Consider the following 26,664-nt stretch of genomic DNA (forward strand, 5'->3'; position numbering starts at 1 on the left):
GGTCGAAGAACTCCATGGTGAAGGTGAGCAGTTCGCCCCGCCGTTCGACCGCGTCGCGTCGTACGCGCGTGTAGCAGGCGCGCCCCAGGGGCGCGCCGGCCCGGAACGACCCGTAGAAGAGCGGCAGGAACAGGCGCCGCTCCCCGCCGGCCGGGGCATCGCCCGCCGTCGCCCCGCCGAGGGCCACCGCGCTGGCGGCCACGGCGCTGCCGTCGATCAGCGCGGGGTGGAACAGCCGCTCCCGCCGGTCCGGGTCGCCGCTCGCGGCGTGCTCGTCGACGGCCACGCGCAGCCAGACGTCCTCCGGCGCCGTGTAGGCCGCGCCGACCGCCTTCATCAGCCCCGAGTGGACGAGTTCCTCGGCCCGGAAGCCGCGATAGACCTCTTCCAGGTCGCGGGTCCGCCCGTCGGCGGCGCGCAGGACGGCCAGCACCTCGGCCGGGACCGTGGCGTCGTAGACGGCGGCGTCCCCGGTCCGCCGCATCTCGGCCGTGATGTACGGCGTCGCGGCCGGGTCGGGGCCGACAGCGGTGCCGTGCGCGGTGTCACGGGTGGTGCCGTGGGCCGAGCCGGGTCCGGAGCCGTGCGGCGCGGCGTCGGTCACCGTGATCCGCCAGGTGTCCGGGCCCTCGGGGCGCGCCTCGACCCGGATCTCCACGGCGCCGTCGGCGTCCACGGACAGCGGCCGGTAGATCGAGAGCCCCCGGAGGGCCAACTCGGCGTACGGCACCTTTGGTGCGAGCTCCGCGAAGCAGCCGTACAGCAGGTCGATCCACGCCAGCCCGGGCAGCAGCCGCCGGCCGTAGACCCGGTGGCCGTCGAGGACGGCGTCCCGCGCGTCGACGCGCCGGGTCCACACCAGGGGCCGTGCGGAGCCGTCGGCCCGCTCGCCCGCCCGTACGTCCCTGCGGTCGAGCTCGGGGGGCGCCACCGGGCCGCGGCGGCCGGGCCCGCCGCGCCCGAGGACGACGTGCCCGTTGGTGCCGCCGTCGGCGAAGCTGCTCAAGGCCGCGTACGGCAGGTCCACCGCGGCGGCGTGCCGGGGGAAGTCCAGGCGGTCGGGGTCGATCGTGTAGTGCTCCATGGGCTGTTCGCCCGACAGGAACGGCACCGTCCGCTGGTGGTGCAGCATGAGCGTGACCTTGATGAAGGCGGCGATGCCCTCGGCGCACAGCGGGTGCCCGATGTTGGGCTTCATCGAGCCGAGGCGCAGCGGTGCGGTGCGGCCCTCGCCGTACACCGCCTCGATCGCCTTGAGTTCGAGGAGGTCGGTCATCTCGGAGCCCGAGCCGTTGACGTCGAGGTAGCCGACCTGGTCCGGTCGGCAGCCCGCCTGGCGCAGCGCCTCGCGCATGACCTGCTTCTGGGCGGCCGGATTCGGGGTGGCGGGTCCGGCGGTCCGGCCGTCGTTGTTGATGGCGATGCCCTCGATCACGGCGTACACCGTGTCGCCGTCCCGCTCGGCCTGGGCCAGCGGCTTGAGGACGACGACTCCGGCGCCCTCGCCCAGCACGACGCCGCCCGCGCGGCGGTCGAAGATGTGGAACTCCCCGTCCTGCCGGAGCAGTCCGCGGCGGTGGAACAGTTCGTGGGCGGAGGGGTCCGCCAGCAGGCTGACGCCTGCGACCAGCGCCAGGTCGACCGAGCCCGCCGCCAGCGCGTCGGCGGCCACCTTCATCGCCACCAGTGAGGAGGAGCAGGCCGTGTCCATGACCATGGCGGGGCCGTGCCAGTTGAAGAACTGGGAAACATTGGCCGCCAGGTAGTTCTGTCCGACCGTCATGATCGGGTTGCGGGCCTCTCCCACGAGGGCGTCGTCCGTGCGGCTCCGGCTGCGGGCCCCGACGTACACGCCGGTGCGGGTGCCCTCCAGCTCCTCGGGCCGGTAACCGGCGTGGTGGACCGCCTTGAGGCTCTCCTCCAGCAGCACCAGGGCCTGCGGGTCCATGGCGCGGACGTCCTCGGCGTGCAGCATGAAGTACCCGGCGTCGAAGCCGAACACGTCGTCGACCAGTCCGGCGCGGAAGCCCGTCGCCCGCCCCCACCGGCTGCCGGGAACCTCGCGGATGGCGGAGCGGCCCCGGGAGAGCAGGTCCCAGTACGCGCCGACGTCGGGGGCGCCGGGGAGCCGGGAGGCCATGCCGACGACGGCGACGGCCGTGTCGCGCCCGCCGGCGCCGCCGGCGGCCGCTGGCCGCGCGTCCGGTACGCCGGGTGCGTCCACCACCGGCTCGTCGCTGCTGCCGACCGGACGCGGCTCGTCGCCGCCGTCGGCCGACTGCGGCTGGTCGTCGCTGCCGGCCGGCTGCGGGTCGTCACCGAACCGCGCGGCGATCTCCGCCTCGTACGCTGTCAGCAGCCATGCCGCGAGTTCGCTCAGGGTCGGGTACTCCAGCAGGGTGGACGGGTCGAGTTCGATCTCCAGGCCCTGCCGGATCCGCTGGAGCACCTGGGCGAGCAGGATGGAGTCGGCGCCGTAATCCGCGTACGACGTGTCCTCGTCCAACTGGCCCGGCCTGAGCCCGAGCTGACCTTCGAACGTACTGCCGAGGAAGCCGGTGAGCCGTTCCCGGAGGGAGGCGGCGTGGGGCGCGGGAGCGGCGGGGGCGGGGGCCGTGGCGGGCGTATGGGGAGCGGGGGTGCGGGGAGCGGCGCCACCGGTGCGCGCCGCGGGCGCCGGCCGGGCGCCGCCGAGCAGCGCGCCGGGGTCGAAGCGGTCGGGGTCGACCCGGACCGGCATGACGACGGGGCCGCGTCGCGCGGTGAGGATGTCGTCCAGGAACGCCAGCCCCTCGGCGTTCGTGATGCTCAGCAGCCCGCTGTCGGTGTACGCCTGGTTCCTGACCTCGCCGAAACCGGCCTCCCGCCAGCTCGGCCACTGGACGCTGGTGACCGGAAGGTCCGCGGCGTGCGCCTGGGCGAAGTAGTCCATGTACGCGTTGCCCATCGCGTAGTCGCTCTGCCCGACGCCCAGCGTGGGGACGACCGCGGAGACCGAGGAGAAGAGGACGGCGAACCGCAGCGCCCGCGCGTCGAGGGCGGCCAGCAGGTTCCGGGTGCCGTCGATCTTCGGTGAGACGACCCGGGCGATGTCGGCGACGGGCTTGCGGACGAACGCGGGGTTGCGGGTGTCGACCAGTCCCGCGGCGTGGATGACGCCGGCGATCCGTCCCAGTGTCGACTCGATCGTCGCGATGGCCGAGGCGACCTCGTCGGCGTGGTCCAGCGGCAGCGCGAGGACGCGCACCTCGACGCCCTTCGCCTCCAGTGCCAGGACGGCGTCGATCTTCTCGCGGGCCGAGGGCGGGCAGGCGTCGGGGTCGGCCCACAGGCGGCGCGGCGGCAGGGACTCACGGCCCGTCAGGACGAGCCGCCGTACGCCGTAGTGGTCGACCAGATGCCGTGCGCACAGCAGCCCGAGGCCGCGCGTGCCACCGGTCACGAGCAGGACTTCACCGGCGGCGAAGGACGGCGGCGCGGTCGGCGCCGCGCCCGGTGCGGTCTCGGCCAGTACGGGGGTGTGGCGGACTCCGGCGCGGTAGCAGACCTCCGCCGCGCCGCCGTCGTCGCCGAGTTCTCGGTGGATGACGGCCGCGAGTTCGGCGTCGTCGCGCACGGCGGGGTCCAGGTCCGCGTGGCAGGAGGTGAGGCCCCGGTACTCGCTCTGGAGCATCCGGTAGAGCGCGGCGCGCGCGGCACCGGCGAGGTTCACCCGGTGACCGGCGTCCGCCCGGGCGCGCGTCTGCGGTGACTCCAGGCCCTGGGTCACGAACAGCAGGCGGATGTCTCTCGACGCCTTGGCGTCGAGGGCGCTCTGCAGGAGGGCCAGGAGCCGGCCGGAGGGACCGGGGTCGCCGGCCGGGTGGGTCGGGGCGGCGTCGGTGCCCTCGGTGAGCCCGGTGAGATCGATCCACGCGGTGCGGTCCCCGATGTGCCGCGCGAGGACGGTTTCGGCGTCGGAGGCCTCCGCCGCCAGCAGCGTGGCGTCGTCGAACAGCTCCGCCAGGGCCTCGGCGAGCCGCAGCGTCGCACGGTCGTGCAGCACGATGACCGAGGTGTGCCGCACCCGGGCGGAACCGAGCGGGGTCTCGCGCCACCGCTTGGTCAGGAAGAGCACCGTGCCGGGCGCGCCCGCGCGCTCCGGCCCGCCCACGGCCGGGGGTGCCCCGGCCGTCGTGCCCACCGCGGTGGTGACCGATGCCGTCGTGCCCGCCGGGGTGGTGACGGACGCGGTCGTGCCCGCCGCGGTCGCCACCGTCTCGGGTATCCAGTGCCGTTCGCGGGCGAACGGATAGGTCGGCGCGCTGATCACGCGGGGTGCGGGACGCGTACGGGCGTGCAGTCCCTGCCAGTCCGGTGCCGCACCGCGCACCCACAGTTCGGCGAGCCTGTCCAGCTTGCCGCGCTCCACCAGCCTTTCGACGGTCTCCGCGAGCTCCTCGGCGGGGATGAGCGACAGCGCGTCCTTGTCACGCTTGGCGTTGCCCCGGTACAGGCCCTCGGTGGACTCGTCGCCCGCCAGATGCCGCTCCAGCTTCTCGGCGAGCGCCCCGAAGGAGTCCGCGACGACGCCGAGGCGCTCGTCCATGGCCTCGCGTCCGGTCTGGAGCGTGTACGCCAGGTCCGCCGCGGTGGCCTTCCCGGGCCCGGCGGCCGGGGACTCCGCCTCGCGCGCGAAACGCAGCAGTTCACCCGCGTACGCCCGCAGGCGGTCCTCGTTCTTGGCGGAGAGCGGGAAGAGCATCGGCGTGCGCGCCACCACGGCCGGAGCCGGGCGCCGGTCGACGTGCTCGGCGACGATCAGGTGGGCGTTGGAACCGCCGGCGCCGAACGACGAGATTCCGGCGATCCGGGGGTGGGTGCGCCCGTCGACGACGGGCCGCTCCCAGTCGCGCAGTTCCTGGTTGACGACGAACGGGGTGTCGGCGAAGTCGATGTTGGGGTTCAGCGTCTCGGAGTGCAGCGAAGGGGCGATCTGACCGTGCTCCAGCTGGAGCAGGACCTTGGTGAGCCCGGCGATCCCCGCGGCGCTCTCGCAGTGCCCGATGTTGGACTTGGCCGAACCGAGGTAGCAGTACTGGCGCCGGTCCGCGTCCGTACCGGCTCCGGTCCCCGCGCCCGCACCACCGCCGGCGGCCCTGAACGCCTGGCTCAGCCCGGTGATCTCGATGGGGTCGCCGAGCTTGGTTCCCGTGCCGTGCGCCTCGACGTAGCTGATGGTTCTGGGGTCCACCCCGGCCTCGCCCAACGCGCCCTGGACAGCGGCCTGTTGAGCCCGTGGATTGGGGACCGTGTAGCCGTTGGTGCGCCCGCCGTGCGACATGGCGCTGCCCTTGATGACGCCGTAGATGTGGTCGCCGTCGCGCTCGGCGTCGCGCAGCGGCTTCAGCAGGACGACACCGACGCCCTCGCCGGGGATGTAGCCGTCTCCTCCGATGCCGAAGCTCTCGCAGTGCCCCTTGCCGGAGATGAACCCTCCCGTGCTGAGGGCCAGGTACTTGTTCGGGTGCACAGTCACGTTCACGCCACCCGCGAACGCCAGTGTGGTGCGGCCCTGCCACAGGTCGCGGCAGGCCAGCTCCACCGCGGTGAGCGAGCTGGAGCACATGGTGTCCACGGTCATGCTGGGTCCGTGCAGGTCCATCGCGAAGGAGACGCGGTTGGCGACGCTCGCGTAACTGCTGCCGATCGCGCTGGGGTTGCCCCCCGCGGCGGCCCCGCCCGGGAACAGCAGTTGGTACTGCCCCCACATCACCCCGGCGTACACGCCCACCTGGCCGGGGCCCGCTTCGCCGTCCGCGCGCCGCAGGCGCTGGCGGGTGTAGCCCGCGTCCTCCATGGCCGTCCAGGCGTGCTCCAGGAACAGCCGCTCCTGAGGGTCCAGGTAATCGGCCTCGTGCGGCGATATGTTGAAGAACAGCGGGTCGAAGCGGTCGACTTCGGCGATGAACCCGCCCCACCTGCTGTAGTGGCGGCCGGGCAGTGCGCGGTCCTCGGAGTAGTACGCGCGCCAGTCCCAGCGGTCCGCGGGGACCTCGACGACGCAGTCGCGTCCGTCCCGCAGGTTCTGCCAGTACTCGCGCGGGTCGCGGGCTTCGGGGTAGCGGCCGGACAGGCCGATGATCGCGATGTCCAGCGCGTCGGACGACGGCGGTGGTGCGGCGGGCAGAGAGGCGCTCGCGACGGCGGGAGCCGCCTCGGGGACCGGGGCCGGCGCGGGGGCCGGGACGTCGGCGGCGTCGGACGGCGCGAACATCGCCTCCAGTGCGGGCCGGTGATGCTCGGTGAAGTACGTGCCCAGCTCGGCGAGGGTGTGGTACTCGAACAGCAAGGTCTTGGACAGCGAGCCGAACGTCTTCTCCAGCCCGGCCGTCAGCTCGGTCGCCAGGATCGAGTCCATGCCGTAGGAGCCGAGCGGTTCCTCCGCGTCGATCTCGGACGCCGGCAGCCCGGTGAGCCGGGAGAGCTCCTCTTGGAGGAAGCGCACCGTCCGCGCTCCGAGCGCGCGGTCGTCGCGCGGGGCCGGCGCGCCGGCGCGGGGCGCCGACTCGTCATGCGCGGTCCCGGCGCGATCGGACCCCCGCCCGTCGCCGTGGTGCCCGCGCCGGTCGTCGTCCTGCCCATGCCGCTGGTCGCCATACCCACGCTGGTCGGCGTCTGCCGGTCCGCCCCGGTCGTGCTCCGGTGCCAGGAGGGCACGCAGCTGCCTCTCCTCCCCCGCTCCGACGACCACGCTGGTCTCACCGCTGTCCAGAGCGCGGTGGAAGGCCATGACACCGGCCTCGGTCGTCATGGGAAGCAGCCCGCTGCGCACCCGCAGGGCGCGACGGGTGGCGGCGTCAGCGCCCATGCCCCCGCTCTGCCAGAGCGGCCAGCCGATGGCCACCGTTCGGCCGCCGCGCTCGCCCGCGTCGACGAGCGCGCCGCGATGCCGCGCGAACTCGTCGAGGAAGGCGTTGGCGAGGGCGTAGTCGCCCTGGCCCACGTTGCCGGTCGCGCCCATGATGGACGAGAACAGCACGAAGAAGTCCAGTTCCGCGTCCTTCGTCGCCTCGTCCAGGCTGCGGCACCCGCCGAGCTTCGGCGCCAGCACGCGGCGCAGCTCCGCGACGGGCTTGTTCAGCAGGAAGTTGTCGTGGATCACGCCTGCGGCGTGGATGACGCCGTGGAGCCCGCCATGGCGCCGGGTCAGCTCGGCGACGAGTTCCTCGGTGGCGCGCTCGTCGCAGATGTCCAGGACGTGGTATTCGGCCTTCGCGCCGATGGCGCGCAGGGCGCCGAGCGCCGTCTCCTTGGCCGGGTCGAGCGAGGACCGGCCGGTCAGGCAGATCACGGCGCCCTTCGCGCGGCGGGCGATCTCCTCGGCGAAGATCAGGCCCAGGCCGCCGGCACCACCGGTGATGAGGTACACGCCCCCGGCGCGCCACCGCACCGGCCGCGCCGGCTTCGCCCCTGGCGCGGCTCCGGCTCCGGCGTCGTCTTCCGACCCGGCTTCGACTTCGACTTCGACTTCGGCGAGCGGCTCCCAGTGGAGGACCCTGCGCAGACCGTCGCCGTGGCTGATCCGCTGGTCCTTCGGCGCGCGGCCGTCCTCTTCCAGTCTCTCGGCCAGATACGGGGCCGGGGAGTCGGCGGGTACCGCGATGACCTGCCCGTTGAGGGCGGGGTTCTCCAGTTGCGCCGTCTTCAACAGGCCGGAGAGCGCCTGGTGCAGCGCCGGCTCGCCGTGCGCGGGCGTCAGGACCTGAAGGAGGACCGGGTCGGCCGGCCTGGCGAGCAGCAGGCCCTTGACCACGCGGAGCAGTTCCACGGCGTGGGCCGTGACGGCCTCCGCGCCGTGTGCGGCGGACTCGATGTCCTCGGGCCGCTCCAGGAAGGTCAGGTGCGGCGCGCGTGCCCGGAGGTCGGCCAGCTGGTCCTCGAAGCCGCAGGCGAGGACCAGGCGCACCGTGTGGCCCGGGTCCGTACCCGGTGCCGACACGGCGGGCTGTGCACGCCATACGGGCCGGAACAGCGTCACTTCACCCGTGGCCGTCACTTCACCCGTGGCCGCAGCTTCGGCCGGCTCCGTGGTCTTCCGCATGGAGTAGCCCCGTAGAGTCGCGAAGATCCCGCCCTGCTCGTCGCAGAGGTCGAGGTCCCACCGCCGCGCGTGACGCGATGCGCTCGGCACCTCGCGTATCCACACGTACGCGGAAGCCGGGGTGGGCCCGAACACCTCCAGGCGATCGAGGGCGAAGGGCAGGGGGGCGCTCCAGGTCCCGGCCTCCCGGGCCGCGTGGACCTCGGGAGCGAACGCCGCCTGAAGGGCGCCGTCGAGGATGCTGGGGTGCAGGACGAAGTCGTGCCGGGTGTCGGCCACGGAGTCCGGCAGGGCGAGGGAGGCGAGCGACTCGCCGTCGCCCAGGCGTATGTCCCGCAGCGCGCGGTGGGCGTCGCCGTAGTCCAGTCCGGCGGCGCGCAGCCTCTCGTAGTACTCCTGGATGTCGAGCACCACCGTGTCCGTACGGGACTTCAGCGCCTCGATGTCCAGGTTTGGTGGCCGGCTGGCGGGGCGTCGGCGCGTACCCACGCCTCGTGAGTGCACCACGTGCGCCTCGCCGGAGGGCGGGCCGGTGCGTATCTCGTACGACACCCGTTCGTCGGTGCCGTCCCCGCCGCCGTACGAGCCGGGCGCCTCCCGCGTGAGGACGGTGCGCACCGTGCGGTCCTCGTCACCGACGACGATGGGCCGCGACCACACGACGTTCTCCAGGCACAGCGTCGCGGTCCCGTCGTCCGCCCCGGGCAGCGTGCGGGCGACGGCCTCACGGGCCATCTCCAGGTAGGCGACCGCGGGCAGTACGGGCTCGCCGCCCACCCGGTGGTCGCGCAGGAAGAAGTCGCGCGGCGTGAACGTGGCGGCGAAGGCGGCGCCGTCCGCGCCGTGCGTCGTGGCGGAGGAGGGCTCGCGTCGGAGCAGTCGGGGCAGCGGGGGCCGCCGGTCGTTCCCCGGTGCGTCCGCGGCCGTTTCGAGGTCGAGCCAGTAGTGCTTCTTGGCGAAGGCGTGGGTGGGCAGCGGTACGCGTCTCGGGCGTGCGGCGCCCTCGTAGAGCCGCTCCCAGTCCACGTTCTCCCCCTGGACCCAGGCGGCGAGCAGCTTCTCGGCATCGGCGCCCGGGACGGCGGCGGTCTGGGCCGTCGCGCCGTTCCGCCGTGGCCGTCTCCGTCCGCGCAGGACGGCGGTCGGCGGCACGTCGGCTCCCGGCACGACGGCCTCCAGGAGCGATTCGAGCGAGGCCACGCCCGTCGGCAGCAGGCCGAGCCGCACGGTCAGGGCCTCTCGGCCCACCTGGGTCGTGTACGCCAGATCCATGAGGTCGGCGTCGGTGGGTCCTGTTCCTGCCGACCGCTCGGCCCGCAGATGGGCGAGGAGGAGTTCCGCCTGCCGTACGAGTTGCGCTTCGCTCTCCGCCGACAGCACGACGATCGGCCGGAGGGCGGCGGCCGCGCCGGGCTCCTCGTCCTCGGCGGCGCTCGGCCGGTGGGTGCCGGCGGGCGGCTCCGCGACGATCACATGGGCGTTGCTGCCGCCCGAGCCGAAGCTGCTGATCCCGGCGAGGCGTGCCGTCCGGCCGCCGTGCTCCCAGTCGGTGAGCCGTTCCACGACGGTGAACGGCGTGCCGTCCCAGGTGATCTGCGGGTTGCGCCGCGTGTAGTGGAGCGAGGCGGGCAGCGTCTTGTGCCGCATGGACAGCACGGTCTTCAGCAGTCCTGCGATGCCCGCGGCCGCTTCCAGGTGCCCCAGGTTCGTCTTGACCGATCCGATCGCGCAGGGCGCGCCGCCGCTGCCGGCGAAGGCCCGGGTGAGCCCTTGGACCTCGATCGGGTCGCCGAGTGCGGTTCCGGTGCCGTGCGCTTCGACGTAACCGATGTCGGAGGCGGTCACCCCCGCGTCGGCCAGCGCCGCCTCGACCAGGCTCGCCTGCATGGCGGCGCTGGGTACGGTCAGGCCGCCGGCCTGACCGCCGTGGTTGGTGGCGCTGCCCTTGATGACGGCGTACACGTGATCGCCGTCGGCCAGTGCCGTGGCGAGCGGCTTCAGCAGCAGGACGACACCGCCCTCGGAGCGCACATAGCCGTTGGCGGACGCGTCGAAGGTCTTGCACAGGCCGTCGGGCGACAGCATGCCCGCCTGGTGGTACGCGACGCTGTTGGCGGGGTGGCACAGCACGTTGACGCCGCCGACCAGGGCGGTCTCGCACTCCCCGGAGCGCAGCGCGCGGACGGCGGTGTGCACGGCCACCAGTGAGCTGGAGCACGCCGTGTCCAGCTGGACGCTCGGGCCGCGCAGGTCGTAGAAGTACGAGACGCGGTTGGCGATGACCGCCATGGAGGTCGCCAGTCCGCTGTGCGCCCGCGTGGGGAGCCGCTGGGTGTCCATGGCGCGCTGGTAGTCCGAGCCGCTGGCGCCGACGAACACGCCCATCGGCGCGCCCGCGACCTTGCTCGCCGGATATCCGGCGTCCTCCAGGCAGGCCCAGGACAGCTCCAGCATCCAGCGCTGCTGCGGGTCCATGCGCTGTGCCTCGCGGGGCGTGATCCGGAACAGGCCCGCCTCGAAGCACCCGGCGTCGGCGACGAAGCCGCCGCGGTCGATGCCGGGGTGCGTGTCGGGGCCGGTCCCGTCGGGCCACTGCCAGCGGCCTTCGGGGAGCGTCCCGACCGCGCAGCGCCCCTCTTCGAGGAGCCGCCACAGGCCGGCGGGGTCCTCGATGCCGCCGGGCAGTCGGCACGCCATGCCGATGATCGCGATGTCGCGGGCGTCGTCCTGCGCCTGGGCCCCGTCCCCGTCCCGCGCGGCTCCGGAAGCGGTGGGCGCGGCGGTGGCCGGGGGACGCGGCTCCTCGCCCCTCAGGCCGTCGAGGTATTCGATGATCCGCGCGCCGGTGCTGTGCTCGAAGAAGAAGAGTGATTCGAGCGGGATTCCATATCGGGTCTGGATCTTCTCCTGTAGATCCAGAAGGCTCGCGGAATCGAAGCCGAGCTCGAAAAGCGGGCTCTCCAGCGGGTTTTCCGACGGGCGCTCAATTCCCTCGTATTCACCGGCGCCACCGAGTATCTCGTCGAAGAATTCGATCAGGTCGGCGGCCACCCGGTCGGCCGGAGGAATGTCGCGAGGGGCCGTGACGGCGTCCCGCGTGAGCTGCCGGACCCGCTCCGAACGGCGCGGGAGATCGTACGCGACGAGGACGCCGTTTCCTTCATTGACGAGATCACCGGGCCGATATCCCGGGACGAGGCGGCGAATCTGAGCCCCGTGCAGCTGATGCATGCGCAAAACGGTGTCGAGGCAGCGCCCCTGCGCGTTGGTCGCGCGTATGTAATCAGGAAGCGCGATCCCCGGGTGTCTGCTGAAGTCCCTGCACCGGGTCACTCCCACGGCCGTCTCCGCGGTCCCGCTCTCGTGGCACCACGTCAGCAGATGCTCGAGCAGCAGGTCACCGAAGCCGAAGCTCTGCTTCTGGGGATCGATGTTGAGGGAGAGTACGTGGGCGATGGCACCATCGGGCCGGTGCAATCGGTCCGCCGTGTCGAACCGTACGGAGAGCAGGTCGTCCGCGCTTTCGATGCGCTGGGAATAGATGATGCCCCAGACCTCGTCCTCGGATTCGACGACGAACTGGCCGATGGGGTGCGAGAAAAGCCGCTGCCTGACCGTCTGTTCGGAGACCCGCAGCTCCTCGGACCAGCAGAGCTTTTCCAGCTCCACAAGCCGCGGAATATCGGAGAGCCGGGCATGACGAATCGTACCATTGCGCTCGTGCAGCATGACTGAGTCCGCCCCCTACCCCCCGCGCCCGGCACTTGGTCGTGGCCGAACGCCCCTCTTTCTTTCTCGCCCCGAAGGGCTGTTCCGGTCAACTCCGCGCGAGCATTTCCCCGAATACGAGTCGGCCCATCGCGAACTGTTCCCACTTTTTGATCTTGATGCCGTCGATGCGACGGAGTCGCGCCCTGGTGAGACCAGGCAGGAATCACGGGGAAGCCCGCAGAAGATGCAACAAGTCCGAAATGTACCCTAGATGCGAACTGCGCCAATCGTAACCGATGGCCGGATTGGCGCGTCGACGGGAGGCCCCCCCTCCGACGGCACGCCGCCCTGACCAAGGCCCTAGGGTAGCCGCTGCCCGGCGACCAGTTATATGAAGAAGAGGTAAAGATTGTGGGGGATTACCCATGAGTCGTGCCTGGATCCGGCAGTTCCACCCTGCCCCCGAGGCGGGCACCTCGCTCGTGTGCTTCCCGCACGCAGGCGGGTCCGCCACGTTCTACTTCCCCGTCTCCCGCGCCCTGGCTCCCGGGGTCGACGTCCTGGCGGTGCAGTACCCGGGCCGGCAGGACCGCATGAACGAGCCCTGCGTCGACGACATCCCGACGCTGGCGGACCTCATCGCCGATGAGCTGACGCCCTGGGCGGACCGCCCGATGACCCTGTTCGGCCACAGCATGGGTGCCACCATCGCCTTCGAGGTGGCGCGGCGGCTCGAAGCGCGAGGCATCGTCCCGCTGGGGCTGTTCGCCTCCGGGCGCCGGGCCCCCTCCACCCATCGCGACGAGCAGGTCCATCTGCGCGACGACGAGGGGCTGATCAGCGAGCTCCGGCGGCTGAGCGGCACCGACGCCGGGGTGCTCGCCGACGAGACGATGCTGCGCCTGGTTCTGCCCGCCATGCGCGGCGACTACCGTGCCGTGGAGACCTACCGCTACCGGCCGGGGCCGCCGCTGAACTGCCCCGTCACCGTGCTGACGGCCGATGACGACCCGCTGGTGGAGCTCGGTGAGGCGAGGGCCTGGGCGCGGCACACCGTGGCACCGTTCCGTCTCCGGGTCTTCACGGGTGGGCACTTCTTCATCACCGCCCACGCCGAGACCGTCGTCCAGGAGATCGCCGCGCACATCGACGCCGCGGCGGCGCGGCGCTGACCGTCCGTCGGCGACAGAAGCAAGGAGCTGGGACCGCTGGAACTCAACGAATACGCGTCCTTCGACGCGGTCGGTCTGCGTGAGCTGATCCGGTCGCGGCAGGTGAGCGCGGCCGAGGTGGAGGAGGCCGCGCGGCGCGCGCTGGAGCGGGCCGACGCCGATCTCAACGCGCTGACCCGGCCGTTGTTCGACCCGTCGCTGGCTCATGAGCCCGACGGGCCGCTGGGCGGGGTTCCGTTCGTCATCAAGGACAGCGGCCCCTTCGCGCAGGGTGTGCCGTTCACCATCGGCAGCCGCAGCATCAACGGCGCCTACGCGGTGGTCGACCACGACCTGATGGCGCGGTTCCGCGCGGCCGGCCTGGTGGCGCTCGGGCAGAGCACCGCGCCGGAGTTCGGGCTGAGCTTCTCGACCGAGTCGGTGCGTTACGGTCCGACACGCAATCCCTGGGATCCCGGTCGCGGGGTGGGCGGGTCGAGCGGCGGCTCGGCCGCGCTGGTCGCCGCGGGCGCGGTGCCGCTGGCTCACGCCAACGACGCGGGCGGTTCCATCCGCGTTCCGGCGTCCTGCTGCGGCCTGGTCGGTCTCAAGCCGAGCCTCGGCCGCACCCCGTGCGGCCCGCTGGGCGGCGAGGTCGCCTTCGGGCAGCTCGTCGAGTTCGCGGTCACCCGCACCGTGCGGGACACGGCGTTCCTGCTAGACGCGGTCTGCGCACCGGCGGTCGGCGACAAGTACCAGGCGCCTCCCCCGGCACGCCCGTACGCCGAGGCCGTCCGTACCGACCCCGGGCGGCTGCGCGTGGCGTTGACCACCTCGGCGTGGACGGGCGGGTCCGTGGACCCGCAGGTCGCCGAGACGGCGGTGACCGTCGGCAAGGTCCTGGAATGGATCGGTCACACGGTGACCGAGACGCGGCTGGACGTCGACGGCGAGGCGGTCGTCGAAGCCGCCATGCTGACCGCCGTCACCACGGGTGGCGCGGTGCTCAAGGGCGCGCCCCGCAGGCCTGACGCCTCGTCACTCGAAGCGGTGTCGCGGCGCGTCCTCGCGGAGACCGAGGCGTTCACCGCGCTCGATGTGATGACCGCCATGGAGGCCCAGAACCGGGTGACCCGCCCCGTGGGCCGGTTCTTCCAGGAGTACGACGTGCTGGTGACCCCGACGCTGGCCGCGCTGCCCGCCCCGCACGGCACCCTGGACTACGACGACCCGGGCCACTCGGTCCGCTCATGGCTGAGCCGCATCTTCACGTACGGCCCGTTCACCGCCACGTTCAACGTCTCGGGGAACCCGGCCATCAGCCTGCCCCTCGGCCAGAGCGTCGAAGGGCTGCCCATCGGGGTGCAACTCGTCGCCGCCCACGGCAGGGAGGACCTCCTGCTCCAGGTGGCCGCCCAGCTGGAGCAGGCCGTACCGTGGCAGGACCGGCAGCCGCCGGCCTACGTCGGCTGAACGCGCGCCACGCCCTCGTCGCGCACGACGACCGCCGTGGCCAGGTGGCCGGGGCCGGTGCCCTCGGCGGCCAGGCCGCGCCACCGCCCGTCGAAGCGGTCGACGTGCACACCGGAGAGCACCGGTCCGGGGACCTTGAGGATCGCGGCGAAGGTCCCGCGGTCCGGATCGGGGACGATCACGCACTCGCTGAAGTCGAGCCACCGCCCGGTCAGCGGGTACCACGCCTTGAAGACGCTCTCCTTGGCGCTGAACAGCAGCCGGTCCCAGGCGATCGAGGGGGCGGCCGCGGCGAGCCGGTGAAGGATGTCGCGCTCCTCGGGCAGCGCGGTCAGCTCCAGCACACGCCGCGGCACGGGGACGTTCGGTTCGGCGTCCACGCCCACCGAGGCGACCGCGGTGCGCCGGGCGACCGCCGCGGCGCGGTAGCCGTCGCAGTGGGTCATGCTGCCCACGACGCCGTCCGGCCAGCGCGGCGCGCGATGCGCCCACGGCGGGCCTTCCCGGGCCGGCAGGATCGGCCCCGGCGCCACCCCGATCCGGGCCAGCGCGGTGCGCGCGCAGCGCCGTACGGTCGCGAACTCCCTTCGCCGCGACGCGACGGCGCCCGCCACGACCTCGGCCTCCTGCGGGAACAAGGCGACATCCGGCGGATCGGTGAACAGCTCGGACACCGCCACGTCCTCAGGGAGAAGCGCTGTGAGCAGGCCGCCAGGGCTCGCCGCGAGCAGGCCACCCGGGCTCCTCCCGCCGTCGCCGCCGGGGCCGTGACGCCCGCTCTTCCCGCCCTCGTCCACACCGCTTCCCTGTTTGCCCACCGCGTCCCTGTCCGCGTTGATCTCCGCGTCCGCCGTACGACGGCCCGGCGCGCGCGGACGCGCGTCCGGACACTCTACGTGAGCCGCGAGCGACGCTGGAGGCTCCGCGCGACGACGACACAACCCCGCCGGCGATCTCGTCTTCAGCGGGGCCAGTCCGGAGCCGGGTCCTCGTCAAGAAGGGGCCGGATGGCGCCCAGTACCGCACCGATACACACGTCACGTAGTTCGGCACGGGTGCAGGTCTCCTTGGTGAGCCAGTCCACGCACAGCACCTGGACGAACACCAGCCAGCTCTTCAGAACGCCCGAAACGGCCTCCCGGGTGCTGTCGTCGGCGAGCGGGAGCACGCCGAGCAACCCCTCGCGCAGGGCGTCGAGTTCGTCGGCGATGATCGTCTGGACCAGGCGGTCGCCGGCGAGCACGCGGTTCGCCGCCAGCACGGTGTTGCGGTTCTCCGCGAAGTACTCGATATGGGCGTCCAAGCCCTCGGTGAGCTGCTCTACCAGGGTGTCGGCGGGGTCGAGCCGGGTCTTGGCGAGCAGTTGCCCGGCCACCTGCTGGTAGAGGGCGGCGAAGAGGTCGCGCTTGCTCGGGAAGTGCCGGTAGAGCAGCGCGCGGGAGACCCCGGCGCGCTCGGCGACGTCCTCCATCAGCACCTCGTCGTACGGGTGCGCGGCGAAGAGCCGCGCGGCGACGCCGAGGAGCTGGGCGCGGCGTTCGGCGGGGCTGAGTCGCTGACGGGGAGGCACGAGTTGCATGTTACTTGACACGTGTCTACTAGTCCGCCGTAGCCTGATGGACACGCGTCTACTAACGGAGGGGTGATGGCCGGTGATGGTCAAGGCCAAGGTGCTCCGGGTGCTCGTACTGGCGATGGGGTACGCCTGCGTGGCGATCGGGCTCTTCCACGTACTGCTCGGGAACGCCTCGATCCCGGGCGCGGGCTCGGCCGGCCCGACGGTCGACAGCCTCGGGCGGTTCTTCGGCGCGATCTTCACCGGGTACGGCCTCGGCTGGCTCTGGGCGGCCCGGCAGTCACCGATCCCCGCGACGGCGGTGCGATGGCTGGCCGGGGTGTTCCTGCTGGGTGCGCTCGGGCGGCTGCTGTCGCTCGCCGCGCACGGATGGCCGCACTGGTTCCAGGTGGCGCTGGCAGTCGTCGAGCTGGTGCTGTCACCGCTGCTCTTCTGGCTGGCGGACGCTGAGGAGAAGACGCCTACCGGCGTACCCTCGGCATCGCCGAGCGGCGGTTCGGCCTGCCGCTGACATCCTCAAGCGTCTCGACCCGCATGACGAAGGGGTCCCCTGAAGGAACGGTCCTGCGGTCCAGGCTTCACCGCCCCGGACCGGACCGGGCTTCAGCGGGGCGCCAGCCCGTGGACCAGGTGATGAACGACCTCGTCGAGGCCCTCCAGGGCGGCGTCCGGGAATGAGCGGTGTGCCACGAGGGTCGCGATGCCTTGCAGGGTGGCGACCGCGACGAGCGAGACCCGGGCGGGATCCCCCGGGATGACTTCGCCCCGGTCCTGCCCGTCCGCGATCATCCGCAGAAAGGCCGCCATGATGCGGTCGACGGCCGCGGTCAGCTCTTCCGGGGCGTTCGGGTCGTACTTGCGGGTCTGCATCACGTCCAGCAGTTCAGCGTTGTGGAGCGCGAAGTCCACGTAGGTCCTGGCGAACGCGACGAGCCGGCGCTCGAGCGTTTCCTGGGCGTTGTCGGCTTCTTCCAGGGAGCTCGCCAGGCGTTCGAAGCCGACCACCGCCAGCGCGTCGAGCAGCGCCTGCTTGTCCTTGAAGTGGCGCCCTGGTGCGGCATGGCTCACCCCGACCTCGCGGGCGAGTTCCCGCAGGGCAAGCGCAGCGGCGCCCTTCTCCCGCAGGGTGCGCTCCGCGCCGATCAGCAGGGCGGAGCGGAGGTCTCCGTGGTGGTAGGGGCGTTTGACCATGCCCGCCAGCATACCCCGGATGTTGCCGCCGCCATCATTGTTGACGACGTCACCATTGTTGTCGTTGACACCATTGTTGTCGACGCCTACATTCAAGGTATGAGTACCGACTGGAACGCCACCCACCTCCCCGACCTCTCCGGCCGCACGGCCGTCATCACCGGGGCCAACAGCGGCCTCGGGATCATCACCGCCCAGGCGCTCGCCCGCGCCGGCATGCACGTCGTCCTCGCCGTCCGCGATCCCGACCGGGGCCGCACCGCCGCCGCGACGGTCACCGGCAGCACCGAAGTCCGCCGGCTCGACCTGGCGGACCTCGCCTCGGTGCGGCAGTTCGCCGCCTCCTGGCAGGGCCCCCTGGATGTGCTGATCAACAACGCGGGCGTGATGATGCTCCCGCAGCGGCAGACCAAAGACGGCTTCGAGATGCAGTTCGGCACCAACCACCTGGGCCACTTCGCGCTGACGAACCTGCTCCTGCCGCACATAACCGACCGCGTCGTGACCCTGGCCTCGATAGCCCACCGCCGGATCGGCGCCATCGACTTCGACGACCTCCACCACACCCGCGGCTACGACCCGACGCGCGCCTACGCCCAGTCCAAGCTGGCCAATCTGCTGTTCACCCTGGAACTCCAGCGCCGCCTCACCCTTGCGGGATCACCCGTACGCGCCCTGGCCGCACACCCCGGCTGGGCCTCGACCAACCTGCAAGGCCACGTCGGCAATCCGCTGGCTCGCCTGTCCTTGCTCATCGGCAACAAGCTGATGGCCCAGGCCCCCGAGGCCGGCGCACTCCCGACCCTGTACGCCGCCACCCACGATCTGCCCGGAGCCTGCTACGTCGGCCCCAAGGGCTTCGCCGAGCTGCGCGGCACCCCGACACTGGTCGGTCGTTCACCCGCCGCCAGCGACCCCGAAGCCGCCAAGCGCCTGTGGACGATGTCCGAGGAACTCACCGGTACGACGTTCCCCATGACCCTCGAGCACTCCCAGCCGTCCTGAGGCGGCGAGCCCAGACATACGGCCGACTTCCGCGCTCCGAGACTCGGGCCGCCGCCCGCTGGATGACTGGACGGCAACTTGCCCGCGCGGTGATGTCGGATGCCGCTGCGCGGGGTCAGGAGGCCCGGGCGTGGTGGTCCAACAAGCGGGTGAGCAGCTGCACGAGCTGGTCGCGCTCGGCCGGACTCAGCGGCGCGAGCAGCTCATCGTGGAGGTCGTCCAGGACCTTGTCGAGGCGGCGTAGGCGACGGCGGCCTCGGTCGGAGATCGTGATGACGTTGCGGCGCCGGTCGTCGGGATCCGGCGCCCGCTCGACGAGGTCACGCTCGGCCAGTTCGTTGAGCACGCCGACCATGTCGCTGCGGTAGATGCCGGTGCGCCCGCTCAGCGCCGCTTGGCTCCCCGGCCCGAAATCCTGCAGTGAGGCGAGCACGGCGTAGTGCCACTTGCGGGCGTCGACCTGGGCCAGCCCCTCGTTTATCAGCCGGTCCGACCGCGCGGACAGTTGCGACAACAGTCGGCTCGCCCGTCGACGCAGCCTGTCGGGCGTCTTGGGCGCGCCGTCGTCGGGCCTGTCCGCGGCTTCGGCTCTGGTCATGGCGCCCATCCTACTCGTTGCGTTAGTGCGACTAACGATGTACGTTCGTTCGCGCCGAAACCGTTAGTGCAATAAACGATGGAGTGAACTCCGAGGAAGGAAGAACTTGCCCACCAAGACACTGCAGATTCCCACCACAGACGGCCAGGCCGACGCCTTCGCCGCCTTCCCCGACCACGGCGAGCGGCACCCAGGGGTGCTGATGTACGCGGATGGCTTCGGCATCCGGCCCGTGCTGCGGGAGATGGCCCGCGAACTGGCCGGGCACGGGTACTACGTGCTCGTCCCCAACCTCTTCTACCGGCACGGCCCGGCACCGGTGATCGAACTTCCCGAGCACATCGGAGAAGAGGTCCGGCCCGCGGTCATGGCCCAGCTGATGCCGTTGATCGAGGCGCACACCGCCGAACGCGTCCTGAGCGACGCCAACGCCTACCTCAGGTTCCTCACCACTCAGCCCGAGGTCGGCGCCGGGCCGGTCGCGGTGACCGGCTACTGCATAGGCGGCCTCCTGGCGATGCGCACCGCCGCGGCCCACCCCGGCCAGGTAGCCGCCATCGCCGCATTCCACGGCCCCGTGGGCGCCGACGGGCCCGACAGCCTCTCCAAGATCACCGCCCAGGTCCACCTCGGCCACGCCGAAACCGACATGACACCCGAGGCGCTCGGCGAGCTCAACCAGGCACTGGATGCCGCAGATGTCGACTACACCTCCGAGATCTACCCCGGCACCGTCCACGGCTTCACCATGTCCGACACCGACGCCTTCAACCCCGCCGCACTGCAGCGCCACTGGGACCGCCTGCTCCCCCTGCTCAACCGCACCCTGACCAACAGCTGACACTCCGGCCCGGAAGCCAAACCCGAAGTGCACGGCTCCGTAGCCCGGTTCATGGGTGGAGCACTCGCCGAAACAGTGGTCGCGCTCGGCGACTCAGCGCGACGCCGTAGGTGCGGCCGACGGGGCCTGGCTCACCTGAAGGCTGCGATGTTGCGTGCGGCCCACTCGTCGAAGGCGCGCGGGGCGCGCCCCAGAACCCGGTCGACATCGGGGCTGACGCGCCGCTCGTCCGGCGTGGGTTCACCCAGGATCGCCAGCGTGCCCTCGACGACCGGCAGGGGCATGAACTGCGCCATCTGCGCGTGGGCCTCCTCGCGGGTCTGCTCCGCGAAGCGGACGGCTTCGCCGAGCGCGGCCGCGAGCGCCGCCGCTCGCTCGCGCGGGGTGACCGCCGCAGGTCCGGTGAGGGTGTAGGTCGCGCCGTCGTGCCCGTCCTCGCGCAGGACGGCGGCGCCGACGGCGGCGACGTCGTCCGGGTCGACGAAGGGCAGGCCGACGTCGCCGAACGGAGCGGCGGCCGTGCGGTGGAGGCGGACCGGCTCGGCCCAGGCGAGGGCGTTGGACGCCAGCCCGCCGGAGCGCAGGATGGTCCACTCCAGGCCCGACTCACGCACGGCGGCCTCGAACCGGCCGGCGTGCCCGTACGCCTGCGGCCGCGTACCGGCGCCCTGGCTGGACAGCAGGACGAGCCTGCGGACGCCCGCCGCCTCGGCCGCTCCCGCGATCCCCTGCGGATCCTCCCCGGCGACAAGGAGGAACGCCGCCTCCGCCCCCTCCAACGCGGGACGCAGGCTCTCGACGTCGCCCAGGTCCGCGGCGACCACGCGCACGCCCGGCGGGACGTCCGCCTCGGTGATGCGGCGGGCCACGGCGGTCACCCGTTCGCCCGCCTCGACCAGCAGCCGCACCAGAGTCCGGCCGACGTTGCCCGTAGCGCCCGTAACGACGATCACGATGCCCCCAAGAGTTGATGAGCGAGTTAGTTAGTTGACTGACTTAAAAGGACCGTAGCACATCGCGCCGCCTATAGTCAGTCGGGTGACTGACTCACAGAATCCGAGAGCAAGGGCCGCCGGGGCCAAGCGGCGGCGCCTGATGGCCGCCGCCGCCCAGGTGGTGCACCAGCAGGGCGTCGAGCGCACCACCATCGCCGACATCGCGCGCGCCGCCGACGTCCCGACGGGCAACGTCTACTACTACTTCAAGACCAAGGACGAACTGGTCGCGGCGGCGCTCGCCGAGCACACGCGCCAGCTGGAGATGTTCACCGGCGAGCTGGACCGGCTACCGGATCCGCGCGAGCGCCTCAAGGGCCTCGTGCAGGGCTGGGTCGGACAGCGCGAGCTCGCGGCACGCTACGGCTGCCCCACCGGGACGCTCGCCGCAGAACTGGACAAGCGCGCAGAGGGCGGGCTGGACGCGGAGGCGGGCCATGTCATCCGTCTGCTGCTGGACTGGGTGGAGCGCCAGTTCCGGGAAATGGGCCTGCCCGACCCGGACGGGCTCGCGCTCACACTGGTGGGCGCGTACCAGGGCATGTCGCTCCTGACCAACGCGCTCCGCGATCCGCAGATCATGGCCCGGCAGGGAGCCCGGCTGACCGCCTGGCTGGACTCCCTCTGAGGTACGACAACATCCACTGGCACTGACCCCCGCCGGCCCCCGGAGCGAACACCGAACTGCGGGACTCTCAAGCCCTCGTCGGGTGCGAGTCCCCGGTCCAGGCCTCGGTCCGCTTCTCCAGGCGGCTGCCGCGTGGCAGGGTGACCGACATGATGTCGCTGGGGGCGTCCAGCGCGATGCGGTGCCATCGGCCGCGCGGCACGATGGCCGCGGTTCCGGCCGCCAGCTTGATCTCCTCCTCCTCTTCTCCCGGCCGCTCCGGGCGGAAGGAGAGGCGTATCCCGCCGGTGAGGCAGGAGACGAGTTCGTCCGCTTCGGGGTGGACTTCCCAATGGTCGCCGTGGACGTCGGCGTCGGTCTCCACATGGAAGGCCATCAACTGCCAGCCGTCCCGCTCGGGGTCGAACACGGGCTGCTCGGCGTGCACCTGGCCGTCTTGCTTCAGGTGGACAAAGGACGCGAAGAGATCGATCGGAGTGGCAGTCATGCCGGGATGTCCTTCCTGTGGTGATTCTTCAGCTGGTGGGTCGTGGCATTCGCGGTGGCCGGACCGGTCGGCCGCGGCCGCGTCCGCCTCACTCGGCCTGGGCGTTTCCGTCACCGCACCTCGCTTGCCGGTACAGGGTCTCCAGCGCATCGTCGATGGGGTGGTGCTGCGGCTTCCCCGAGGAGTCCGGCTTGTTCCACCTCATGAGGTTGATCGCGACGGACATCTGGCGCTTGCCGTCCGCCCGGGTGAAGGACACCGTTCCGGCCCCCCAGGCCGAGCCGTCGTGGCCCCAGAAGGTGCCGCAGCCCGGGACGCCGACCTTGTGCAGACCGAGGCCGTATTCGATCGTCGTCCCGTCCAGGGCGATGACCGGGACCGTGCGCTGCATCTGCGCCAGCGACGACCGGTTGACGATCTCGCCGTCGAGCAGCCTGCCGTAGAAGCGGTTGAGATCCTCCATGGTCGACACGAGAGCGGCCGCCGGCCCCACCCAGGACATGTTGTAGACGCTGTAGTCGCGCGGCGGGTCGATCAAGCCGTAGAAGGCCTCGTACATCCGCGAGTGCGGTCCCTTGATACGCGGCCCGGCCGGAAACCCGGTGTGCCGGAGCCCAGCGCGCTCGATGACGTTCCGGGTGATGTACTCCTCGGCCGTGGTGCCGGTCACCTGCTCCAGGAGCTGGCCGAGGAGCAGGTAGTTGGTGTTGGAGTACACCCCCGGAGTGGCTCCGGGCTCGCCTGCGGCAGGCGCCGTGAGCCCCATCTCGATCAGCTCGGCCGGGCTGAACTGCCTGAACCGGTTGTCGTCCAGGCTCTCGGGCGAGATGTCCGGCAGCGAAGGGAACTCCTTGAGGGACGGGAACGCATAGCGGATGTAATCGGGGATGCCGCTGGTGTGGTTGAGCAGCATCCGAACCGTGATCTTCTGGCCGCGCTCTCCCGGCACCAGCCGCGGCAGATAGCCGCCGATCGGCGCATCGAGCCGGATCCGGCCCCGCTCGACCTGCTGCATGACCGCGGCCGCGGTGAAGGTCTTGGTGATGCTGCCGACGCGCTGCCGCATGCCGGGGCTGACGGGACGGCCGGTCCAGACATCGGCGACCCCGGACGCGCCGCGCCATGTCCGACCGGCGTCGCGCACCTCGGCGTACACCCCCGGCATGCCCGCGCGATGGACACCGTCCATGGCCGACTTCAGCCCCGCAGCATCGAAGCCGGTCGACGGGCTCGTGCCGCCCGCCGGTACGGCCCTTGTCTCGTCGGGCGCGGGAACTGCCGCCACCGTGCCCGCGCAAACGCTCAGCGCGGCCACGCTTCCGCATACCACCAGTCGGGTCTTCACGTCATCCGTCCTCTCGTGATCAATGAGTGCGACGGGGGCTGTCCCCCGTGCTCTTCGACATCCACGGCTCACTCGGCCAGGGCGCGGCGCAGGACGGCGGCGAGTTCGGCGATCTGCCGCTGCGAGACCTCGGCGGACAGGATCGCCTGCGAGCCGTGGAAGGTGCCGGGCCACTGGTGCAACTCGACCGACACGCCCGCCTGCAGCAGGCGCTGCGCGTAGTCGATGTTCTCGTCGCGGTTCGGGCAGAGCTCCGCGGTGGCGACGTAGGCGGGTGGCAGGCCGGACAGGTCGGTGGCCCGTGCGGGGGCGGCGTACGGCGTGGCGGGCTGGGAGCCCAGATAGTGCCGCCACGCTGCGGTGATCTTGTCGCGGTTCATCCAGGGCGTGTCGGTGAAGTTCCGTGCCGACCATGTCTCCTGCCGGTCGTCGAGTCCGGGCTGGTTGAGCAGCTGGAAGCGGATCGGCGGCCCCTGCTGGTCACGCGCCCGCAATGCCACCGCGGCCGCGAGCCCGCCGCCGGCACTGTGCCCTCCGACCGCGATCCGCTCCGGATCGATGCCCAGCTCGGCGGCGTGCTCGGCCGTCCAGGTCAGCACGGCGTACGCGTCGTCGAGGGCGGCCGGGAACGGGTGCTCGGGGGCCAGGCGATAGCCCACCGAGACCACCACCACGCCGGAGCTGTCCGCGATCCGGGTGGCCCACGGGTGCTCGGTGTCCACATCACCCATCACGAATCCGCCGCCGTGCAGCCAGACGACGGCGCCGCCCCGCGCCTGGTGCGGCCGGTAGATCCGCACCGGCACATCGGGATCGGCGGGCACCGTGCGGTCCTCGATGTCCATTCCCGCGGTGTCCGGTGGCGGCACCGCGGCGGCCAACTCGGCGAAGCTCTTGCGGTCGGCGGCCGGGTCGGTCAGGTTGGCACGGGGGAACAGCGGGATGAATGCTTCGAGTTCGGGATCCATGTCGGCCATCCTCGCGGTCGGCCGCCCCGGGATCATCCGCCAACTGTCGGGGATCGGGCCCGGATCACGCACCGATCGGCGCCTGTGCTCCTGCCGTGAAAGCCCTATCCTCCTGTCATGGAGGCACTGGCCGTACGGCTGTCGGGACTGGACTCCCAAGCCGAAGGCGCGATCCGCGTCGTCATGTTCTACGACACACTGATGCGCCGGCGGGTGGATCTCCCGGCGCTCGCCCGGGCCTCGGCGGGCCTGGCCGAGTGCGTGGCCGGGATCCGGCTCCACGGCACGGGACGGACGATCCGCGTCTCACCCGACGGCAGGGAAGCCTCCGCGCCGCCGCCGTCCGCGCCGCCCTCGTCCCCGTCCACCACGATGCCGATCACCCTCGACGAGGAGGAGATCGGCACGGTGTGGCTGGAACGCCCCGGCCCGCCGAATCCCCTCGACGAAGCGCTCCTTGACCGGCTCGCCATCGCCGCCGCGGCCGTCGCCGAGCGGTACGGCCCGGCCCGCACCACCATGGCCGACCCCGCCCTCGTCGAACTGGTCATCAGCGCCGACAGCGACGAGGCGGCCAGAGCCCGGGCGCTACGCCTCCTGGGTTTCACCGCCGACCTGCCCGTCCACGTCGTCGCCGTACGCTCACAGCTTCCACTCGACCAGGTCGGCGGCCTGCTCTGCCCGGCCCGCCCGGTGAAGGCCGCGCCACTCGCCGACGTGGGCGTCATCCTGGCCACCACCGTGGACCGGGCCCGGTTTCCAGCAGGCGTACGCGCGGGCATCGGCGCCGCCGAAAGCCCCGACCGATCCTGGCAACAGGCCCGCACCGCCCTGCGCTTCACCACCCCACGCGAACCGGTCATCGGCTACGACGACTTGGGCGCGCTGGCGCTGCTGGCCGAGATACCCCAGGACGCCGTACGAGACAACGCCGACGTCGCCGCGGTCGCCCGCATCGCCGACAGCCCAGAAGACCTGGAGACCCTGGACACCTACTGCGCCACCGGCTCCCTGCGCCGGGCCGCCGACCTCCTCCACCTGCACCACAGCACCGTCGCCCGCCGACTCGAACACCTCTCGAAGACCCTGGGCATCGAACTCACCGAACCCACCGCACTGCTACGAGCCAGACTCGCCCTCACCACATGGCGGCTGCTCAACCACTGAGCAGGACCCGCCCCGTCATCCCGGCCGCCCGTCCACGATGGCGCATGGGTCAGCGGACAGCTCCCTGCCCCAGTTCCCTGACCCAGTCCAGCAATTCGGGTTCGCCCAGGCCTGCGCCCAGCCAGTCGTGGTCGAGGCCGACGCCCGGAAGGGACGGTATGACCGCGACATAGAGCCCGGCGGCACGGGCCGAGGAGATGCCCGTGGCCGAGTCCTCGAAGGCGACGGAACGCTTCGGGGCCGCGCCGAGTGCCTCGCATGCCGTGAGGTAGAGGTCTGGTGCGGGCTTGGGGGAACGCACCTCGTCGGCGGCGAACGAGTGGGTGAAGTACTCGGCGAGACCAGCCGATCCCAGCGCCGTGTCCAGCAGTTCCCGGGGGCTGTTGCTGGCGACTGCTATGGGCACGGCCGCCCGGCAGGCGCGCACCAGCTCCGCTGCCCCGGGGAGGGCGGCGGCGCCCCGGGCCAGCTCCTTGCGGACTCTGTCGAGGAGTTCGGCGGCGAGTTCGGCACCGGCTCCCGGCCGCCCGAAGTGGTCCGCCATGGCCTCTCCCGCAGCCTCCACGGTACGGCCGATGACCAGCGCTTTCTGTTCGGGGCCGAAGGGGTGGCCGTGCGCGGCGAAGATGGCCGTTTCCGCGACGGTCCAGCAGACTTCGGTGTCGACCAGCAGGCCGTCGCAGTCGAAGACCACGGCTTCGGCGGTGGTGGGGAGGGAGCGCATGGATGTGCCCTCACTCCCCGAGCGCGAGGCGGAGACCGAAGGCGGCGATGACCGTACCGGTGACGCGGTCGAGACAGCGGCGCGCCGAGGGCCGTTGCAGGCGGTCTCGGAGCACGTGCGCGAGGGCGATCAGTGCGCAGGCCCAGATGACGGCCAGAAGGATGTGCACTCCGGCCAGGAGCACGCCCGCGGCGAGGTGCGGGGCGTCGGCGGGGATGAACTGCGGGAGCACCGCGACGTAGAAGGCGCCCATCTTCGGGTTGAGAAGATTGGTGGCGATCCCTTGGCGCCAGCCGCCGAGCAGGGTGTCGCCGGCGCCTGCCCTTGTCCCGGCCTCGGCCCCGCTCCCGGCCGTCTTCGGGCACTCGTCCACCGAGCGGCGCCAGGTGGCCCACAGCAGCCTGCCACCCATCCACACCAGGTACGCGGCGCCGACCCAGCGCAGCGTCTCGTACGCGAGGTGAGACGCCGTCAGCAGCGCGGTGACACCGAGCGAGGTGAGCACGCCCCAGACCAGGGTGCCGCTCTGGATGCCGAGCACCACGCCCCAGGCCCGACGGCGGTGCCCGAGCGCGGCAGTGCGCAGGACGAGCGCGGTGTCCAGCCCGGGAGTGAGGGTGAGAAGTCCCACCATCAAGGAGAACGTCCACAATGCGTCAATGGTGATCATGAACGGTCACCATATGCCAGGGGCCGCGGAATCTCTACTTTCCTGCCCGGA

The 26,664-nt window shown here is 71.9% G+C and carries 17 protein-coding genes and 1 pseudogene (1 of these 18 cut by a window edge); 7 read left to right on the forward strand and 11 right to left on the reverse strand.

The window, feature by feature from the left end:
* Nucleotides 1-11,752, reverse strand: partial view of an SDR family NAD(P)-dependent oxidoreductase gene (locus tag ACQUSR_RS00955; RefSeq protein WP_431040589.1) — the 5' portion only. The gene continues 2,966 nt to the left of window position 1, outside the view; 11,752 of the gene's 14,718 nt are visible here — the first part of the coding sequence; its start codon is at nt 11,750-11,752; its stop codon lies off the left edge, out of view.
* Nucleotides 11,753-12,219: 467 nt separating this feature from the next.
* On the opposite strand from ACQUSR_RS00955, the gene ACQUSR_RS00960 reads away from it, so the two are divergent.
* Both ACQUSR_RS00960 and ACQUSR_RS00965 read left to right on the forward strand, forming a co-directional pair.
* The gene (locus ACQUSR_RS00960; RefSeq protein WP_431040590.1) at nt 12,220-12,966 is read left to right on the forward strand and encodes a thioesterase II family protein; all 747 of its coding nucleotides are present in this window, start codon (nt 12,220-12,222) and stop codon (nt 12,964-12,966) included.
* 207 nt (nt 12,967-13,173) lie between these two features.
* Nucleotides 13,174-14,418: pseudogene (locus ACQUSR_RS00965) on the forward strand (amidase); the annotation flags it as partial.
* On the opposite strand, the gene ACQUSR_RS00970 reads toward ACQUSR_RS00965, so the two are convergent.
* Both ACQUSR_RS00970 and ACQUSR_RS00975 read right to left on the reverse strand, forming a co-directional pair.
* Nucleotides 14,406-15,125 (reverse strand): 4'-phosphopantetheinyl transferase family protein, encoded by a 720-nt coding sequence (locus ACQUSR_RS00970; protein WP_431047310.1) that lies wholly within the window; start codon nt 15,123-15,125, stop codon nt 14,406-14,408. The pseudogene ACQUSR_RS00965 and the gene ACQUSR_RS00970 sit on opposite strands and share 13 nt — an antisense overlap.
* Nucleotides 15,126-15,379: 254 nt before the next feature.
* Complete coding sequence (locus tag ACQUSR_RS00975; protein ID WP_431040591.1) at nt 15,380-15,988, reverse strand: TetR/AcrR family transcriptional regulator; 609 nt, start codon at nt 15,986-15,988, stop codon at nt 15,380-15,382.
* Between the two features lie 85 nt (nt 15,989-16,073).
* On the opposite strand from ACQUSR_RS00975, the gene ACQUSR_RS00980 reads away from it, so the two are divergent.
* Nucleotides 16,074-16,505: a DUF4345 domain-containing protein gene (locus ACQUSR_RS00980; protein ID WP_431040592.1), complete on the forward strand. Its 432-nt coding sequence runs from the start codon at nt 16,074-16,076 to the stop codon at nt 16,503-16,505.
* 92 nt (nt 16,506-16,597) lie between these two features.
* Here the strand turns inward: ACQUSR_RS00980 and ACQUSR_RS00985 are convergent, their stop codons facing one another.
* On the reverse strand, nt 16,598-17,185 hold the full coding sequence (locus ACQUSR_RS00985; protein WP_431040593.1) for a TetR/AcrR family transcriptional regulator: 588 nt from the start codon (nt 17,183-17,185) through the stop codon (nt 16,598-16,600).
* 99 nt (nt 17,186-17,284) lie between these two features.
* On the opposite strand from ACQUSR_RS00985, the gene ACQUSR_RS00990 reads away from it, so the two are divergent.
* On the forward strand, nt 17,285-18,190 hold the full coding sequence (locus ACQUSR_RS00990) for an oxidoreductase (protein ID WP_431040594.1): 906 nt from the start codon (nt 17,285-17,287) through the stop codon (nt 18,188-18,190).
* A gap of 115 nt (nt 18,191-18,305) precedes the next feature.
* Here ACQUSR_RS00990 and ACQUSR_RS00995 read toward each other — a convergent pair whose 3' ends face one another.
* The gene (locus ACQUSR_RS00995) at nt 18,306-18,788 is read right to left on the reverse strand and encodes a MarR family winged helix-turn-helix transcriptional regulator (protein WP_431040595.1); all 483 of its coding nucleotides are present in this window, start codon (nt 18,786-18,788) and stop codon (nt 18,306-18,308) included.
* A 106-nt stretch (nt 18,789-18,894) separates the two neighbouring features.
* Between ACQUSR_RS00995 and ACQUSR_RS01000 the strand changes: the two genes are divergently transcribed.
* Nucleotides 18,895-19,629, forward strand: a complete 735-nt coding sequence (locus tag ACQUSR_RS01000) for a dienelactone hydrolase family protein (RefSeq protein WP_431040596.1) — start codon at nt 18,895-18,897, stop codon at nt 19,627-19,629.
* 131 nt (nt 19,630-19,760) lie between these two features.
* Here the strand turns inward: ACQUSR_RS01000 and ACQUSR_RS01005 are convergent, their stop codons facing one another.
* Entirely contained in the window at nt 19,761-20,582 is an 822-nt protein-coding gene (locus ACQUSR_RS01005; RefSeq protein WP_431040597.1) for an SDR family oxidoreductase, read from the reverse strand.
* Between the two features lie 85 nt (nt 20,583-20,667).
* Between ACQUSR_RS01005 and ACQUSR_RS01010 the strand changes: the two genes are divergently transcribed.
* Entirely contained in the window at nt 20,668-21,252 is a 585-nt protein-coding gene (locus tag ACQUSR_RS01010) for a TetR/AcrR family transcriptional regulator (RefSeq protein ID WP_431040598.1), read from the forward strand.
* Nucleotides 21,253-21,319: 67 nt separating this feature from the next.
* Here ACQUSR_RS01010 and ACQUSR_RS01015 read toward each other — a convergent pair whose 3' ends face one another.
* The 3 genes from ACQUSR_RS01015 to ACQUSR_RS01025 form a co-directional block, all read right to left on the reverse strand.
* The gene (locus tag ACQUSR_RS01015) at nt 21,320-21,739 is read right to left on the reverse strand and encodes a cupin (RefSeq protein WP_431040599.1); all 420 of its coding nucleotides are present in this window, start codon (nt 21,737-21,739) and stop codon (nt 21,320-21,322) included.
* 88 nt (nt 21,740-21,827) lie between these two features.
* Nucleotides 21,828-22,928, reverse strand: coding sequence for a serine hydrolase domain-containing protein (locus ACQUSR_RS01020; RefSeq protein ID WP_431047312.1), 1,101 nt, complete (start codon nt 22,926-22,928; stop codon nt 21,828-21,830).
* Nucleotides 22,929-23,152: 224 nt separating this feature from the next.
* Nucleotides 23,153-24,052 (reverse strand): alpha/beta hydrolase, encoded by a 900-nt coding sequence (locus tag ACQUSR_RS01025; protein WP_431040600.1) that lies wholly within the window; start codon nt 24,050-24,052, stop codon nt 23,153-23,155.
* A gap of 117 nt (nt 24,053-24,169) precedes the next feature.
* Here ACQUSR_RS01025 and ACQUSR_RS01030 point away from each other — a divergent pair, with 117 nt between their 5' ends.
* On the forward strand, nt 24,170-25,219 hold the full coding sequence (locus tag ACQUSR_RS01030) for a PucR family transcriptional regulator (RefSeq protein WP_431040601.1): 1,050 nt from the start codon (nt 24,170-24,172) through the stop codon (nt 25,217-25,219).
* 49 nt (nt 25,220-25,268) lie between these two features.
* On the opposite strand, the gene ACQUSR_RS01035 is transcribed toward ACQUSR_RS01030, so the two are convergent.
* Nucleotides 25,269-25,943, reverse strand: a complete 675-nt coding sequence (locus ACQUSR_RS01035; protein WP_431040602.1) for an HAD family hydrolase — start codon at nt 25,941-25,943, stop codon at nt 25,269-25,271.
* A gap of 10 nt (nt 25,944-25,953) precedes the next feature.
* Nucleotides 25,954-26,613, reverse strand: coding sequence for a LysE family translocator (locus ACQUSR_RS01040; protein WP_431040603.1), 660 nt, complete (start codon nt 26,611-26,613; stop codon nt 25,954-25,956).
* Nucleotides 26,614-26,664 lie beyond the last annotated feature (51 nt).

Origin of the sequence: Streptomyces sp. P1-3 (assembly GCF_050613155.1) — a bacterium.
GTDB lineage: Bacteria > Actinomycetota > Actinomycetes > Streptomycetales > Streptomycetaceae > Streptomyces.